This is a genomic window from Agromyces mediolanus, from assembly GCF_023715325.1.
Taxonomy (GTDB): domain Bacteria; phylum Actinomycetota; class Actinomycetes; order Actinomycetales; family Microbacteriaceae; genus Agromyces; species Agromyces mediolanus_A.
This window is the reverse complement of the sequence record NZ_JAMBNX010000011.1, coordinates 20750-36420: the sequence shown is the minus strand read 5'-3', so window position 1 is coordinate 36420 and position 15671 is coordinate 20750. Positions and strand designations below refer to the sequence as shown.

12 protein-coding genes, 1 tRNA gene and 1 pseudogene are annotated in these 15671 nt (G+C 71.0%); 6 read left to right on the top strand and 8 right to left on the bottom strand.

The window, feature by feature from the left end:
• Position 1: 1 nt before the first annotated feature.
• The 4 genes and pseudogenes from M3147_RS16720 to M3147_RS16705 form a co-directional block, all read right to left on the bottom strand.
• Positions 2-1204, bottom strand: a complete 1203-nt coding sequence (locus tag M3147_RS16720) for an NAD(P)/FAD-dependent oxidoreductase (protein WP_251204557.1) — start codon at positions 1202-1204, stop codon at positions 2-4.
• Positions 1201-1398: pseudogene (locus tag M3147_RS16715) on the bottom strand (ferredoxin); the annotation flags it as partial. The pseudogene M3147_RS16715 and the gene M3147_RS16720, both read right to left, overlap by 4 nt.
• 155 nt (positions 1399-1553) lie before the next feature.
• Complete coding sequence (locus M3147_RS16710) at positions 1554-2369, bottom strand: M23 family metallopeptidase (protein WP_251204556.1); 816 nt, start codon at positions 2367-2369, stop codon at positions 1554-1556.
• A gap of 186 nt (positions 2370-2555) precedes the next feature.
• Positions 2556-2629 (bottom strand) — tRNA-Gly (locus M3147_RS16705).
• A 52-nt stretch (positions 2630-2681) separates the two neighbouring features.
• On the opposite strand from M3147_RS16705, the gene dcd reads away from it, so the two are divergent.
• Both dcd and M3147_RS16695 read left to right on the top strand, forming a co-directional pair.
• Entirely contained in the window at positions 2682-3287 is a 606-nt protein-coding gene (gene dcd / locus M3147_RS16700) for a dCTP deaminase (protein ID WP_251204555.1), read from the top strand.
• Positions 3288-3693: 406 nt separating this feature from the next.
• Positions 3694-8547 (top strand): DUF11 domain-containing protein, encoded by a 4854-nt coding sequence (locus M3147_RS16695; RefSeq protein WP_251204554.1) that lies wholly within the window; start codon positions 3694-3696, stop codon positions 8545-8547.
• A gap of 143 nt (positions 8548-8690) precedes the next feature.
• On the opposite strand, the gene M3147_RS16690 is transcribed toward M3147_RS16695, so the two are convergent.
• Complete coding sequence (locus M3147_RS16690; RefSeq protein WP_251204553.1) at positions 8691-9611, bottom strand: alpha/beta fold hydrolase; 921 nt, start codon at positions 9609-9611, stop codon at positions 8691-8693.
• Positions 9612-9702: 91 nt separating this feature from the next.
• Here M3147_RS16690 and M3147_RS16685 point away from each other — a divergent pair, with 91 nt between their 5' ends.
• The 3 genes from M3147_RS16685 (at position 9703) to M3147_RS16675 (ending at position 11550) form a co-directional block, all read left to right on the top strand.
• Entirely contained in the window at positions 9703-10383 is a 681-nt protein-coding gene (locus M3147_RS16685) for a TetR/AcrR family transcriptional regulator (RefSeq protein WP_251204552.1), read from the top strand.
• A 121-nt stretch (positions 10384-10504) separates the two neighbouring features.
• Positions 10505-11047: an RNA polymerase sigma factor gene (locus M3147_RS16680; RefSeq protein ID WP_251204551.1), complete on the top strand. Its 543-nt coding sequence runs from the start codon at positions 10505-10507 to the stop codon at positions 11045-11047.
• Entirely contained in the window at positions 11047-11550 is a 504-nt protein-coding gene (locus tag M3147_RS16675) for a hypothetical protein (RefSeq protein WP_251204550.1), read from the top strand. Before M3147_RS16680 ends, M3147_RS16675 begins: the two co-directional genes overlap by 1 nt.
• Positions 11551-11569: 19 nt before the next feature.
• On the opposite strand, the gene M3147_RS16670 is transcribed toward M3147_RS16675, so the two are convergent.
• Together M3147_RS16670 and M3147_RS16665 are read right to left on the bottom strand one after the other, a co-directional pair.
• Entirely contained in the window at positions 11570-12163 is a 594-nt protein-coding gene (locus M3147_RS16670; RefSeq protein WP_251204549.1) for a hypothetical protein, read from the bottom strand.
• A 217-nt stretch (positions 12164-12380) separates the two neighbouring features.
• Positions 12381-13097: a MarR family winged helix-turn-helix transcriptional regulator gene (locus M3147_RS16665; RefSeq protein WP_251204548.1), complete on the bottom strand. Its 717-nt coding sequence runs from the start codon at positions 13095-13097 to the stop codon at positions 12381-12383.
• 416 nt (positions 13098-13513) lie between these two features.
• Here M3147_RS16665 and M3147_RS19595 point away from each other — a divergent pair, with 416 nt between their 5' ends.
• Positions 13514-13828 carry a MarR family winged helix-turn-helix transcriptional regulator gene (locus M3147_RS19595; RefSeq protein ID WP_251204547.1) on the top strand — a complete coding sequence of 105 codons (315 nt, stop codon included), beginning with the start codon at positions 13514-13516 and terminating at the stop codon, positions 13826-13828.
• 47 nt (positions 13829-13875) lie between these two features.
• Here M3147_RS19595 and M3147_RS16655 read toward each other — a convergent pair whose 3' ends face one another.
• Positions 13876-15237 carry an MFS transporter gene (locus M3147_RS16655; RefSeq protein WP_439954209.1) on the bottom strand — a complete coding sequence of 454 codons (1362 nt, stop codon included), beginning with the start codon at positions 15235-15237 and terminating at the stop codon, positions 13876-13878.
• Positions 15238-15671 lie beyond the last annotated feature (434 nt).

The window sequence follows — 15671 nt, the reverse complement described above, 5'->3', positions numbered from 1 at the left end:
TTCAGGAGTGGGCGACGAGTGGGCGGATGGTGGTGACGACGGCCGCGCGGGCCGTGCGGAAGTCGCGGGGCGGGGCGTTCCAGCCGACGACGCCGCGCAGCTCGCCGGCCTCGTCGTGGCTGCCGGAGACGGTGCCGGGGGAGTCGCTCGTCTTCGGCAGCTCGGCGAGCGGCCGCTCGGGATCGAACCAGCCGTAGGCGTGGATGCGCGTGCCGTGGATCTCGGACCAGAACAGTGGCACCGGCTGCGCGCCCTCGCCACCGTGCGCGAGTCGCGCCGCCACCGCGATGGCCTGCTCGATCGCGTTGCTCTGGTGTTCGACGCGGCGGTGACGGCCCGTGATCGGGTCGAGCCAGGCGGCGACGTCGCCCACCGCGGAGATGCCGGGGGCCGCGACGCCGAGGTGGTCGCAGACGACGCCGTCGGCGAGGTCGAGCGTCGAGGCGGCCAGCCACTCGGTGCGCGGCGTGCCGCCGATCATGGCGACGACGAGGTCGACGGCGCGGCTCGTGCCGTCGGCGAAGGCGAGCGTCGTGCTGCCCGACGCGTTCGGCGCGAGCCCGGCGCCGGCGAGCTCGGCGCCGACGAGCTCGGCGCGAAGGGCGAGCTCGACGCCATGCTGCTCGTGCAGCCGAGTCAGCTCGTCGCTCAGCAGGGTGCCGACGCCGCCGAAACCGAGGGAACCCGAACGGCCGACGAGCAGCACCTCCGCGTCGCGCTTGCGTGCGGCGCTCGCGATCTCGGAGCCGAGGATGCCGGAACCGATCACCGCGACGCGCCGGGCCGTCTCCATCCGCTCGCGCAGTCGCAGCGCGTCGTCCATGGTGCGGAGCGTGGATGCCTCGGCCAGCACGGGGTGCGGCCGGGGTCGTGTGCCGGTGGCGATCACGAGCTCGTCGAAGGGCAACGCGCCGTCGTCGGTGTGCAAGGTGCGCGCCTCGACGTCGAGGCCGGTCGCGGCGCGGCCGGTCAGCACGCGGATGCCGAGCCCGTCGAGCTCGGCGGCGGTGCGGATGGCGGCCTGCTCCGGCTGCCACTCCCCCGCGAGGATCTGCTTCGACAGCGGCGGTCGGGTGTACGGCAGGTGCGGTTCGTCGCCGAGCAGGGTGATCTCGCCGTCGAAGCCCTCGTCGCGCAGCGACTCGGCGACCGTCAGCCCGCCGATCGATGCTCCGACGATGACGACACGTGCGGGCGAGCTCATGTCGTCGAGAGGGCGATCGCTCGGGCGGGGCAGAGCCGCACGGCGCGGGTGGCGGCGGCGAGGTCCGCGCCCTGGGGGTCGGGCTCCAGCAGCAGGACGATGCCGTTGTCGTCTTGATCGAACACGTCGGGGGCGACGAGGGCGCACTGCCCGGCGCCGACGCAGGCGTCGGTCTGGACCAGGATGCTCATCGGTACTCCTCTGTACTAGGTGCAATGGAGTCAATCCAAGCCGCGAGCAGTCAGGAATCACATGACTCGCGCACCCAGAACATGGACTGGACGAGCAGCGGGCGTGCGGGCGGAACGCCCCGCCCTCCGAATGGTGGGCGGGGCGTTCAGCATCGGACCTAGCGCTCGGCCGGAGCGAACTCCTCAGCCGGGGTGAGCGCGACCGCGAGGGCCTCGCGATCCTCGACGGGGAGCGCGCGGATCGTCGCGGCGATCGCGGCGAGCTGCACCGGCGCCGGCTCGACCTCGTCGGCCGCTGCACGCAGCGTGCCCGCGCCGGCGAGCTGCGTCTGCCGGATGTTCTTCAGCGAGTACGGGCTCACCTGGTGCACGTAGTTCAGGTCGTCTCGCCCGCCGTCGACTGCGGTCTTGATGGCCTGCAGCGAACGGGGGTTGCCGGACCCCTGGTTGATCCAGTTGATGTCCGCGCGGATCGCGTTGATGATGGACTGGCCGAGGCCGTTGAGCCAAGCTTCCGAGGGCATGTCTTCTCCTTCTTCGTGGTTGTCTGTGCGTCGTGCGTCGATGTACATCCATGGATCGGTGGTGACGCTGAGGTCTCCGTTGTTCCAGGTGCCGTCGTGCGTGTAGGTGATGGTCAGGTGCAGGTGGTTGCCCTGCGAGGCGGTGCCCTCGTTGCCGACGTTGCCGATGATCTGGCCGCGTGCGACGGATGCGCCCACAGCGAGCGGCGACTGCCGGATCATGTGGGAGTAGCCCGAGAACACACCATCGGCGTGTGCGATCACGAGGACCCAGCCGAGTGCGTCGTTCCAGACGTTGTGGCGGACCGTGCCGTCCGCCACCGCGGGAATCGGCGTGTCCGCGGCTTGCGGGTAGTCGAGTCCGCGGTGCGCCTGCGAGCGGCCGCCGGCCCAAGATCCCCAGCCGTCCGCGAGGTCCGGGTTGGAGAACGGGTGCTGGTACTGAACCATGTCCCTCCTTTCGTTCCGTAGCTTCCGGGCCGCCGATCGGCGACCCGACATTCGAATGCGTGTTCGAAACTATGGATCGGAAGACGGCGATGAGAACCCGACACGCCGCCCGGATATCCGGGTGCGGAAACGAAACGCCCCGCTGCATCCGGCGGGAGCCGGGCCGCGGGGCGAGGTGGTGAAATGTGGAGCCGAAGACGGGAATCGAACCCGCGCTGTCTGCTTGGGAAGCAGAAGTTCTACCATTGAACTACTTCGGCGTGCGACATCCTGAGACGTCACGGAGACCATCGTAGCAACTAGGCTGGGCGCGTGCTGCTCTCCGATCGCGACATCCGTGCCGAACTCGAACGCGAGCGCATCGGCATCGAGCCGTCCGACCCGGCGATGCTGCAACCGTCGAGCGTCGATGTGCGCCTCGACCGGTACTTCCGGCTGTTCGACAACCACAAGTACCCCTTCATCGACCCGGCTGAGGACCAGCCCGAGCTCACTCGCCTCATCGAGGTGAGGCCCGACGAGCCGTTCATCCTGCACCCGGGCGAGTTCGTGCTCGGCTCCACCTACGAGCAGGTCACCCTGCCCGACGACATCGCCGCGCGCCTCGAGGGCAAGAGCTCGCTCGGCCGGCTCGGGCTGCTCACCCACTCGACGGCGGGCTTCATCGACCCCGGCTTCACCGGGCACGTCACGCTCGAGCTCTCGAACGTCGCGACGCTGCCGATCAAGCTGTGGCCGGGCATGAAGATCGGTCAGCTCTGCTTCTTCCGGCTCACCTCGCCGGCCGAGCGGCCGTACGGCTCCGCCGACTACGCGAGCCGCTACCAGGGCCAGCGTGGGCCGACGGCCTCGCGTTCGTTCCAGAACTTCCACCACACCGACGTCGCCGCGAGCGACGCCGGCGCCCGCGGCAACTGACCCCGCCTTCCCCGGCTGATCGGCACCGGGCTGTGCCCGGCCGTGGCATCCCAATTGCGCTTTTCTCTTGATTCCAGCCGAGTGATCGTGCTTAGGATGGCACGGAGCGGCGTCCAGTCGTGCAGTGCTGCATGACGGCGGGGGGACGCCTCGGGCCTTGAGGGGAAGGTGCGGGATGAGCCGAGCAACGGCCGCAGATTCAACCAGTTCCGGTTGGTTCCGGAGTGCAATCGGCGGGCGCTCGCTCCGCGATCGAGCGGACGGTGTGCGGGGCGCGGGGCCGGTTGGCACCTGGCATGCGGCCCGGAGGGCGAGTGGGATCCCGAAGTCCGAACGGGCGCCATCGGGGCGAAAGCTCGCCAGCACCCGATCCGAGCGGCGAGGCCCCCGCCGATTCCTCGCCGGCGTGCTCGCCTCGGTGGTCCTCGCGACCGGGAGCCTCGCGGCCGTCACCGCGGGTCCCGTCGCGCCGGCGGCGGCCGCCTCGCCATTGCAGTGCGGGCCGAGCTACGGCCTGCAGATCGGCACGCCGCAGACCATCTGGCAGATCGACCAGGCCACCGGCGCCCAGACCACGGTGGCCAGGTTCAACTTCCCGCAGGCCAACCTCAACATCAACGCCATGGGAATCTCCGCCGACGGCCGCATGGTGTACGGCACCGGCGCGTATGTCTCGAACCCGCCCGACAACCGCCGGTGGGTCTTCGCCTACGACATGGTCGCCGAAGGGTGGGCCAACCTCGGCGCGGCACCGAGCGGCAGCGCGATGACGCACGGCGCGATCAATCTCGCGACCGGCGTCTACTACTGGGGCGGCATGACCGGGGGCACCCTGAACATCTTCGGCTTCAACCCCGCGACGAACCAGTTCCTGGGGCGAGTCGCCTCGGGCGCCGTGCCTCAGGCCGGCAGCAACGGAGACTTCGCCTTCGATGCGCAGGGCAACCTCTTCTACAGCGCCGGCGCGAACGGCACCAACGTGCTCGGCGTCATCGAGGCGACGCTGCCGACGGCGCCGGTGTCGAGCCCGGTCGCCATCACCGGCACCGAGCTCAACCGGATCACGACCCCCACCGACCAGGCGATCAACGGTCTCGCCTTCGTCAGTGACGGCTCGCTGATCCTCAGCAGCAATGCGACGGTCTTCACCGTGAACCCGACCACGGGTGCCGTGCTGCGGAACGCGCCGCTGCGTCAGTCGGGCACGGGCGATCTGGCGTCGTGCGCCTCGCCGAACACGATCGAAGTGCAGAAGGACCTCCCCGACGGGCGCAAGGCCGCCGACGACCAGGTGACGATGACGATCACGGGCGGCGGTGTCAGCCGCGGCAACAGCGCCACCACGGCGGGTGAGACCGACGGCGTGCAGCCGCAGAAGGCCGGCCCGGTGCTCGCGCTGGCCGGGGTGCGCTACACCGTCACCGAGACAGGCTCCGGTTCGGACGCGAACCGGTACGACTCGAGTTGGCGATGCGTCGATCAGAACTCCGGGGCCGTGGCCGCCGAGGGGGCGGGCCGCACCGGCAGCTTCGAGATGCCGAACAACGGCGGAAGCGGCGCCGCGATCATGTGCACGTTCACGAACACGCCGTACCGACCGGCCCTGGAGCTCGACAAGTCGGTCACCCCGGACGGTGCACTGGTCGTGGGCGAGACGCTCAGCTACTCGTTCGTGGTGACGAACAGCGGCAACATCATGATGCAGGACGTCGCCATCGACGAGACCAGCTTCACCGGCAGCGGCGAGCTGTCGGCCATCCGCTGCCCGGCCGGCCAGCTCGCGCCGGGCGACGCGGTCACCTGCACGGCGAGCTACACCGTGCAGCAGGCCGACATCGACCGCGGCTCGATCAGCAACACGGCGGAGGCGACGGGGTCCTCGACGGGGGGCGAGCCCGTGCGATCGAGTCCCGACACCGCAGTCGTGCCGCAGCGGGCGGAACCGTCGCTCCTGCTGACGAAGACGGCCAGCCGGGGGCAGGTCGACACGGTGCGTCAACCGGTCGGCTACGAGTTCCTCGTCTCCAACAACGGCAACGTCACCATCGACGACATCCGCATCGAGGAGGGCGACTTCAACGGTGCCGGCGGTGCCCCCGAGATCACGTGCCCGGCCACCACCCTGGCGCCGCAGGCGTCGATGACCTGTACCGCGGTCTACCGGGCGACCGTCGCCGACTTCGACCGGGGCGACGACCTGGTGAACACCGCGACGGCCACGGGGACGACCCCGACCGGGGAACGCGTCGACTCGAACGAGTCATCCGCGACGGTCGAGGTCGTACCGGCACCCGCCCTCGAGATCGAGAAGCTCTCCGACGCGACGGAGGGCGCCGAGGCCGGCGACACCATCACGTACACCTTTTGGGTGACGAACACCGGCAACGTCACGCTCGACGGGATCGCGGTGCGCGAGACCGAGTTCAGCGGCACCGGCGAACTGTCGGAGATCGCCTGCCCCGGCGGCGCGCTGCAGCCGGGCGAGCAGGCGCGCTGCACGGCGACGTACACCCTGACGCAGGCCGACGTCGATCGCGGCGAGCTCACCAACGTCGCGGTCGCCACCGGCACGGACCCCGGCGGCAACGAGGTCGAATCCCCCGAGGGATCCGTGGAGGACCCGCTCCCGCCGTCGCCCGCGCTGTCCCTGACCAAGTCGGCTCGTCCCGACCGCGCCACGCGGCCCGGCGAACGGATCGTCTACTCCTTCCTCGTGACCAACACCGGCAACGTCACGCTGCACGGCGTCCGCATCCGGGAGGACAGCTTCTCGGGGGCCGGGCCGATCGCATCCGTCGTCTGCCCGCCTGCGGCCGACTCGTTGCGTCCCGACGCGAGCGTGACCTGCTACGTCAGCTACGTGGTCACCCAGGCCGACCTCGACCGTGGCGAGGCCATCCGCAACACCGCGACGGCGACCGGGCTCGACCCGAACAACGAGGGCGTCGAGTCGGAGCCCTCGCCGGCCGAGGTCACGGTCGACCGGGCGCCAGGCATCGAAGTGAAGAAGTCGGCTGACGGCGCCCCGCGCGAGCTGGTCGTGGGACAGAAGATCACCTACCGATTCGTCGTCACGAACACCGGCAACGTCACGCTCGCGGACGTCGGTCTCACCGAGCAGAGCTTCGACGGGTCGGGCGAACTGTCGGCTATCGACTGTCCCGCCGACCGAACGTTGGCGCCGCGGGGCCAGCTCACCTGCACTGCGCGCTACACCGTCACGCAGGAGGACGTCGACCGCGGCAGTCTGACCAACTCGGTCACGGCGACCGGCACCCCGCCGGAGGGGTCCTCCACCGAGCCGACCATCACGTCGCCGCCGTCCGAAGTGTCGATCCCGGAGGAACCCGACCCCTCGATGCGGCTCGAGAAGGCGCCGCGACCCGTCGCCTCCGCCCGGGCGGGCGAGGTGATCGAGTACGAGTTCCGGCTCACCAACACGGGCAACGTCACCCTGCGCGACCTCGAGATCGCCGAGGGCGAATTCAACGGAGCCGGCGACCCGGTCGTGATCGCCTGCCCCGATTCGAGCTCCCCCGGAACCTACGCGGGCCCGCTACGGCCCGGCGCATCGGTCACGTGCATCGGCCGGTACACCCTCACCCAGGCCGACCTCGACAGCGGCGACGATCTCGTGAACACCGCGACGGCGACGGCGACGCCGCCGAGCGGAGGCCCGATCGAGACGCCGCCGGCCACGGCGATCGTCGAGCTGGAGCCCGCCGCCGGGATCTCGATCGTGAAGTCGGTCGAGCCGGCCGACGGCCTGGTCGCGGGCGAGACTCTGCACTACAGCTTCGTCGTCACCAACACCGGCAATGTCACGCTCACCCGGGTGTACGTGAGCGAGACGCAGTTCACCGGCTCGGGTCGACTCTCGGCGATCACCTGCCCTGAACGGACCCTCGCGCCGGGCGAGCAGACGCGCTGCACCGCTAGCTACGAGGTGCAGCAGGACGACGTCGACCGTGGACGGATCTACAACGCGGCGACGGTGATGGGCCAGGACCCGCTGGGTACCTGGGTGACCACCACCGAAGACGACGCGTCGGTCCCCGAGGAGCCGAGGCCGGAACTCGTGCTGCGCAAGCTCGCCGATCCGGGAGTGGCACGCAACGTCGGCGAGACCATCACCTACTCGTTCGTGGCGACGAACACGGGCAACGTCACCCTGACCGACGTCGCCATCTCGGAGGGCGAGTTCAGCGGCTCGGGCGAGCTGTCCGAGATCGCGTGCCCAGAGGGCGCCTCCGCACTGCGACCCGGCGAGACGGTGACCTGCACCGCGAGCTACCGCCTCACCCAGGCCGACGTCGATTCGGGCGAGCTCACGAACACCGCGACCGCGACCGGCACCCCTCCCGGTGGGGGCGACCCGGTCACGTCGAACGAGCCCGAGGTCCGGGTGCCCGTCGCGCAGCACGCCGCGGTCGAGATCGAGAAGACCGCCGACGTGACGACGATCAGCACGGTCGGCGAGCGGGTCACCTACTCGTTCGCGGTCACGAACACCGGCAGCGTCACGCTCGGTGACGTGGCCGTGGCCGAGGGCGAGTTCAGCGGCTCCGGCGAGCTGTCGGCGGTGAGCTGCCCGGCCGGGGCGAGCTCGCTCGCACCCGGTGAGACGGTCACCTGCACGGCGAGCTACCTGGTCACCCGAGCCGACCTCGACCGGGGGCTGCAGAACACTGCGACCGCGTTCGGCACTCCACCTGGCGGCGGCGCGGACCCGGTGGAGTCCGAGCCGTCCACGGTCGAGATCCCGTCGGAACAGGTCCCGGGGATGTCGATCGTGAAGTCGGCGGACACGGAGCGGGTGAGCCGCGCCGGGGAGGTCATCGTGTACTCGTTCACCGTCACGAACACGGGCAACGTCCCGCTCACCGGGGTGACGGTGGACGACGTCGAGTTCTCCGGCGCGGGTGCCCTCTCCGCGATCGCCTGCCCGCCTGCGATGTCGGCGTTGCCGCCCGGGCAGCAGCTCAGCTGCACCGCGAGCTACGTGGTGCTCGCCGCGGACCTGACGGGCGACACGATCACGAACGTCGCCACCGTGACGGCGACCCCGGCTGGCGCGCCCGGACCGGTCACCGCAGCATCGCCCCCGGCGGTCGTCGAGACGGAGTCCGCAACGCCGCCGCCACCGCTCGCGGTCACGGGCATCGTGATCGGAGGCAGCATCGCGCTCGCCGTCGTGCTGCTGCTCGGCGGGATCCTGATCGTGCTGGTCGTCGCCCGTCGGCGGGCCCGTCGGACCTGACCGTCGGGCCTTCGGGCCCCCGGGCCCGCCGCGCGCGGCGGGGGCCCACGACGAGCGGGCGCCGGGAGCATGGTCGCACGCGCCACGAAGCGCCCCGCGCTCGCCGCAGAGTCGGACGCGCTACGCCGTGGCCCGGGTGTTCGTCACGCTGTCGGTCGCGCCGAGCCTGCGCTGACGGGCTCGAGCGCGTCGACGCCCGCGATACCGCGGAGCGCGAAGGCGGTCACGGCGTCGAGCGTCGTGTCGTGGCCGAGCACGCGCGAGTGGCCGGAGCCGCTGACGACGATCGCTCGGGCGCGGTCGTCGTGCGCGGCGCGCAGGCGCTCGCTCTCGCTCGCGGGCACCTCGCGGTCGGCGGCGTCGTGCACGAGCAGCAGCGGCACCGGGGCCGGGATCGGGTGCGCCACCCGGTCGAAGCGGCGCCAGACCTCGGCGGGGTCGAGCCCCGGTGCGACGCGGTGGATGAACGCCGTGGCGAGCTCGGCGGCCGCCCGATCGCCCAAATGGAGCGCCCCGGCGAACACGTTCGTGGTCACCGCCGCGTCGCCGACGCTCGCGATCGCGACCACGCCGCCCGCACTCGTGCCCTCGGCGACGGCGGTCATCGCGGCGAGGCCGCCGAGCGAGTGCCCGACGATCGCGCTGAAGCGGCCATGCCGCTGCTGCAGCGCCTCGATCGCCGCGATCCAGTCGCGGATGTCGGCGCGGCGCCCGGGGGAGTCGCCGTGCGCGGGCGCGTCGAAGGCGATGACACGGAACCCCTCGGAGCGGAGCTCGCGCACGAGCGGAGCGAACTGGCTCGCCCGGCCGCGCCAGCCGTGCACGAGCAGCACCGTCTGGGCGCCGGAGCCCCACTCGTACGCCGCGAGCTGGTGGCCCGCGGCGGTGAAGGCGCTGCGCCTGGCGCGGTCGTGGATGGCCCGTTCGCGCGGGGCGACCGGGCGGCGCGGCCGCGTCGAGGTGAAGAGGGGCAGCACGGCGCGCGCGGCGAGGCGCGGGCTGCGCGGGGCGGCGGCACGCGCGACGGCGATGCGGGCGGCGACGGACGCGGGGAGCTTCGGCATGACGGCCTCCGAGGTGGCGTTCAAGAATACGAACGATCGTACGGGTTACTTTACGCACGATCGTGCGTAAAATCGAGTGGAGGAGGCACGCATGGAGCAGCAGGCGGTGACCGACGGGCGTCGCGCACGCGGGGATGCCTCGCGCCGCGTCGTCCTGGCCCAGGCGGTCGACCTCGCCTCGATCGAGGGGCTCGACCAGCTCTCCATCGCCCGCATCGCCGAGGCCGCGGGCGTCGGCAAGTCGAGCGTCGCCACCCTCTTCGGCAGCAAGGAACGGCTCCAGCTCGCGACCGTCGAGACCGCGAGCGCACGCTTCGCGGCCACAGTCATCGCCCCGGCACGCGTGCACCCCCGCGGGGTGCGCCGACTCGTCGCCCTGCTCGACCGGGTCGTCGCCTACTCGCAGGACCGGGTGTTCCCCGGCGGCTGCTTCTTCTCCGCCGCGGCCGCCGACTTTCACGCCAAGCCGGGCCAGGTGCGCGACGCCGTCGCCGCGCAGCTCGACGACTGGCTCGGCTACCTCGCGCTCACCGCCCGCTTCGCCGCCGAGCGCGGGGAGCTGCCGGGGCTCGACCCCGCTGGCGACGACCCTGAGCAGCTCGCCTTCGAGATCCAGGGCACCTTCGAGCTGATGAACCTCCTCGCCGTCATCCGCGACGACGAGCTGCCCTACCTGCGCGCCCGCCGCGCCTACCGAGCCCGGCTGCTCGCCCTCGGGGTGCCCGCCGAGCTCGCCGAGCGCGTGCTGGTGCCCGGCGCCGCCCTGCGCTGAGCGGTCGCCGTGCTCACTCCTCTTCGCGGGATCTGCGCGAGGCGCCGAGCGATGTTGAGACGCCTTGCGATTCTCCGAACACATCTCAGTAGAGGAGGGGAGGATCGAGGTGGTGGCTCTCATGGATGATCGTGCAATGTGCGCGAGGCTCGCGGCCGGCGACCAGACCGCGCTCGCCCAGTTGTACAGCCAGTACCGGCGAGCGGTCTACGCGCGTGCATATCTCGAGGTCGAATCCCGCTCGGACGCGGAAGAAGTGCTGCAGGATGCCTTCGTGCTGCTCTGGAAGAAGCGCCGCAAGATCAATCTCGTCGGTGGTTCGGTGCTCCCGTGGCTGCTTGCCTCGGCGCGATACCTCGGCTCGAACAAGCGCCGCCATTCGGCCCGCCGCTCCGCATTGCCGCTCGAGGAGCGTCCGATGGGTTCGCTCGATCCCGAGCAGATCATCGCTCGCAGGGGTCTCGATGAACTCGTTCGCGAAGCGATCGCGAGACTCGATCCGATCGACCGGGCGATCGTCCAGTTGTGCTTGGTTGACGGGCTCAGCTACAAGGAGGCCGCCGTCCGACTGCGAACAACTCATGCTGCGGTGCGCAATCGGCTCAGCCGCGCCCGATTCGCCGTCCGCGCAGATCTCAGCGCCCGAATGAACGAGGAGGGATGATGACGACAGCCTACGAGCCCTCGACTGGAGAATACGACGCCCTCGGGCGGCGGATCAGCGCCGAAGTGGACCGGGTGGCGCGCAGGGAGCGCCGCGCACGGCATGCGATGGCGATCGGGGCGGCTACGGCGGCGTTGGCCGCAGTCGGCGCCGTGTGGCTCGCGAGCCGCGACTTCCAGGACTACGGTGCGTACTGCTATTCAGAGCCATCGACGTCCTCATCCTTCGTCACGATCAGCAGTGCGACGGAAGCGCACGGTGCAGACGGCCGCGCACAACCGGCGCCACCCATCCCAGCCCTCGAGATGTGCGCTGCAGCCTGGCGCGTCGGAGCGGTCGGGCCGCACGCCACTCAACCCCCCGTCGAGGGTGTCGAGTACGCGGTTCCGGACCTCGTTGCTTGCTTGCGTGGTGACGGGGTGACCTCTGTGTTCCCGGATGTGGAACTTCTCGGGGAGGCAGCGCTCTGCGCTCGTCAGGGTTTGGCCGTGGCCGCGCCCTGACGAGCGCAGACGTGGAACCCTAGGCCCGAGTGCCGAATGAGCTGCCCTTGTCGTTCAGCGCGTACAACTGCGGTGCAGCGGATGTGAAGCCGTAGGTGGCGCCACTGCCACCGATCTCGCTGTAGATCCGCCCGACGCAACCGGCATACGTGCGAAACGACGACGCTCGATCACCCCATCCAAGGCCATGGAGGCTATAGATGACGAGTTCAGGTGCTCCGGCGACGCAGCCGCCGGAGGCGGTCACGACATGTGAGCCCCCTCCGTAATTGATGTCGTCGTAGAGGATCGCGCGGACCGTCGCGGCGAAGGGGGCAGCCTCACTCGAGGCGAGCTCGCCCTGAGCCTCGGTGACGGCGGGAATCAACTTGCCGCCGATGACGATCTCCTCGGTGTTGATGATTCGGACGCCCTTCTCCTCGAGCACTCTGGCGAACAGGTCGCCCCCCGCCGGAACGCACAGGCTCTCATTGAGCGAGACGTCGGTCCAGCAGGACTCGGTTGCGTTCCTGGCCTCGACCGATTCCGCTGCGACGGCTGGTGCCGTCCCGATGCTGGCGAAACCTATGACTCCGGCGATGGCTGCCCCGATCCGCAATCCGGTGGACTTCATCTTTGTGCTCCACTTCTCTCAACGTCCCCCGGACCACCCTGCTCAGAGACAAGCACACCACCGCCCAAGAAATCTCATCTTGAGATGGATCTGCTCGGCGCGACATCGCGTCTTTCGGGCGCTGGAGGGGACAAACACGGCGAAGGCGACGACGGAGCGCCGGCCCGTTCGGGACCGGCGCTCCGGGTGGATGTCTCGGCGGGGCCGAGGCGGCGGCTCAGTGGTGCAGGTGCACGTGGACCTCGAGCTGCTCGCGGCGGTGGCCGCGACCGTGGCCGCGACCGCCGTGGCGCTCGTCGTGCCCGTCGCGCGACTCGTGCCCGCAGTGCTCGTGCCCGAAGCCGTGGTCGCCGTGACGCTCGCCGCGGGGGTCGCGGTGGCCGTGCTCGTGCGGGAAGCCCCCGCGGTGACCGTGCTCGTGCGGGAAGCCCCCGCGCTCGCCGTGGAAGCGGCGGCCGCCTCGGCGACCCCGGGGCATCGGCTGCGACTCGTCCCAGCCGAGCTCGCGGGCGATCGCCTCGAGCGTGCGGAGCGTAGTCGCGAAGTCCTCGTCGGACACCGCGCCGGCGACGCGCTCGCGGAATCCGTCGACGCGGGACTGCAGGCGCTCGCGCGCCGCGAGGCCCTCCTCGGTGAGTTCGCCGCGCTCGAGCCAGCCGTGCTCGGCGAGCCGGTGGGCGAGCTTCGGGCGCTCGGCGAGGCGGGCGGCGAGCCGCTCGTCCTCTGCGGCGCCGGCGTACAGGTTCAGTGCGCGCCAGTCGTGGCGGCTGAGGCCCACGTCGGCGAACAGCTCCGCCATCTCCTCGGAGAGGCGGCGGTCGACGAGCTTGAGCCAGAAGCCGAACGGGCGGGCGCCTGCCTTGGGCTCGGCCGGCTCGTTGCGCTCGGCCGGCTCGTCGGGCTCGGGGGTGTGGTGGTCTTCGTGGGTGGTCATGGTGTTCCTCTCTCGGTGGCCCGCCTCGGCGGGTCCCGGCGCGCGTTGCGCGATGATTCGATATTGCATGCCTTATGACATGTATATGTACTATGACATGTATGTCTGATCGAGGTCAAGGAGCTCCCAGCGAACGCTCGGGTTCGGCCGATCCCGTGTCCCGCATCGAAACCGCGCTCGGGATGCTTCGCGGCGGCCCTCGCGGCTTCGGCCCGCACTCCGGCGGCCCCCACGGTGCCGAGGAGGGCGGCGGGCGCCACCACGGGCGTGGGCCGCACGGCGGCGGGCATCACGGTCGCGGTCCTCACGGCGGCGGGCACCACGGCGATGCCCCGCATGGCGATGCGGCCTTCCGTGACCCGGAGCGCGGTGGCTGGCGCGGCCCGGGCGGGCGCGGGGGACAGGCGGCGCTCCGCGTGCTCCACCTTCTCGATGAGCACGGCCCGGCGTCGGTCGGCGAGCTCGCCGACCGGATCGGCGTCGATCAGCCCCGTGCGAGTCGCCTCGTCGCGGCCGCCGTCTCGGCCGGCCACGTCCGGCGCGAGCCCGACCCGCACGACGCTCGTCGAGCCATCCTGGTCATCACCGAAAGCGGACGTGACGCGCTCCGGTCCTTGCTCGGCCGCCGCCGCGGCGCGGTCGAGCGCGCGCTCGAGGGCTTCAGCGAGGCCGAGCGTGCGCAGTTCGCCGAACTGTTCGCGCGCTTCGCCGAGGGCTGGCGCCGCGGCTGACTCGAACGGCGGTCGCCCCCGGGGCGGCCCGAGGCATCCGCCGTCGCTCAGTCGCGCCGCGCGTGCGGTGCGGTCCGCGTCGCCTTCACCGGGATGAGCAGCGCGAGCCCGACGGCGATCACGAGGACGATGCCGAGGATGCCGAAGTACGCCTGGTTGCCGCTGAGGGTGACGAAGATCGCGAACGCGGTCGGGGCGAGGAAGCTCACTGCCCGGCCCGTCGTCGCGTAGAGGCCGAACACCTCGCCTTCGCGTCCGGGCGGGATGAGCCGGGCGAGGAAGGTGCGGCTCGCCGACTGCGCCGGGCCGACGAAGAGGCAGAGCGCGAGCCCTGCCGTCCAGAAGACGATCTGGCCCCCGTCGTGCAGGAAGAACACGACGAGACCGCTCACGACGAGTCCGACGAGGGCGACGACGATGACCGGCTTCGCGCCGAGCCGGTCGTCGAGCACGCCGACGGCGATCGTCGAGATGCCGGCGACCACGTTCGCCGCGATGGCGAACACGATCACCTCGCCGGCCGAGAATCCGAACACCGATGCCGCGAGGACCCCGCCGAAGGTGAACACCCCCGCGAGCCCGTCGCGGAACACCGCGCTCGAGAGCAGGAACCACACCGTGTTGCGGTCCTCCTTCCAGAGCTTCGCGATGTCCCGCCCGAGCCGTTTGTACGAGGCGAAGAAGCCCACCCGTTCGCGCCGCACCGCAGGGCCCCGGTACTCGGGTACGGCGAACAGCACCGGCAGCGCGAACAGCCCGAACCACAGGGCCGAGACGAGCATGGACACGCGCACCGCGAGCCCGTCGTCGCCGGTCACGCCGAACCAGCCCACCTCGGGCTGGATGAAGCCGAAGTAGACGATGAGGAGCAGCACGATGCCGCCGACGTAGCCCATGCCCCACCCGAAGCCCGAGACCTTGCCGATCGAGCGCGGCGTCGACACCTGCACGAGCATGGCGTTGTAGTTCACCCCGGCGAACTCGAAGAACACGTTGCCCGCCGCGACCAGGAAGAGGCCGAGCAGCAGGTACTCCGGCGCGGGCAGGACGAAGAACATCGCGAGCGTGCAGGCGACCACGAGATACGTGTTGACCGCGAGCCAGAGCTTGCGCCGCCCGCTCGTGTCGGAGCGCTGCCCCGTGATCGGCGCGAGCAGCGCGATCAGCAGGCCGGCGATGCCGAGCGCCCAGCCGAGCTGCGCCTCGACCGTGCCGCTCGGGCCGAACGAGTCGCTCGTCAGGTACACCGTGAACACGAAGGTGGTGACGACGGCGTTGAATGCCGCCGAACCCCAGTCCCAGAGCCCCCACGCGAGGATGCGCCCGCGGCGGGCCCCGGCTTCCGTGACCGCCTCCACCTGCTCCGTGCCGACGCCGATGGTCGCCGCGGCGCCCTCCGCGGTCGTCATCGGCGCGGGCGGGAAGTTGCGGGGACGCCCGCCGGCGGGGGTGCCGCCGCTCGGTTCGCCGCCCTGCGGTGCGGTGGGATCGGTCATGGCGGCAGTCTCCCGAGGTCCGGTGAACGGGTGGTGACGGCGCTCGTCCGGGGATCGGCGTCGATCGTCTGCACTGTATCGCGGGGGCGAGCGGGACGCGTGCTTCACGGATGCCTGTCGCCGGCCGCGCCGCCCCTCCACGAAGAAGAGCGGTCACCCGTCGTGAGAGCCACTCTCGCCTGAAACCGGACATCTGCCTCTAGCGCCGCGTGCGTGTTTCCGAGATCGCGTCGTTGATCTCGGTCGTGTTGTAGCCCTCCGCGGCGAGCGCCGACCGGATCTCGGCCTCCTTCGCGCTCATGGATGCGCTCCGACGTTGCGCTTTGCGCGCCGTGAGCCAGTAGGAG

What these genes read in the sequence shown, in the direction of transcription:
- M3147_RS16655 (WP_439954209.1), bottom strand. Translation starts at nt 15,237, where the DNA reads ATGACGACCGCGGAGGGCGCCGCGGCGACCATCGGCGTCGGCACGGAG.
- M3147_RS16690 (WP_251204553.1), bottom strand. Translation starts at nt 9,611, where the DNA reads ATGCCGAAGCTCCCCGCGTCCGTCGCCGCCCGCATCGCCGTCGCGCGT.
- M3147_RS16720 (WP_251204557.1), bottom strand. Translation starts at nt 1,204, where the DNA reads ATGAGCTCGCCCGCACGTGTCGTCATCGTCGGAGCATCGATCGGCGGG.
- M3147_RS16675 (WP_251204550.1), top strand. Translation starts at nt 11,047, where the DNA reads ATGACGACAGCCTACGAGCCCTCGACTGGAGAATACGACGCCCTCGGG.
- M3147_RS16680 (WP_251204551.1), top strand. Translation starts at nt 10,505, where the DNA reads ATGGATGATCGTGCAATGTGCGCGAGGCTCGCGGCCGGCGACCAGACC.
- M3147_RS16710 (WP_251204556.1), bottom strand. Translation starts at nt 2,369, where the DNA reads ATGGTTCAGTACCAGCACCCGTTCTCCAACCCGGACCTCGCGGACGGC.
- M3147_RS16685 (WP_251204552.1), top strand. Translation starts at nt 9,703, where the DNA reads ATGGAGCAGCAGGCGGTGACCGACGGGCGTCGCGCACGCGGGGATGCC.
- M3147_RS16665 (WP_251204548.1), bottom strand. Translation starts at nt 13,097, where the DNA reads ATGACCACCCACGAAGACCACCACACCCCCGAGCCCGACGAGCCGGCC.
- M3147_RS16670 (WP_251204549.1), bottom strand. Translation starts at nt 12,163, where the DNA reads ATGAAGTCCACCGGATTGCGGATCGGGGCAGCCATCGCCGGAGTCATA.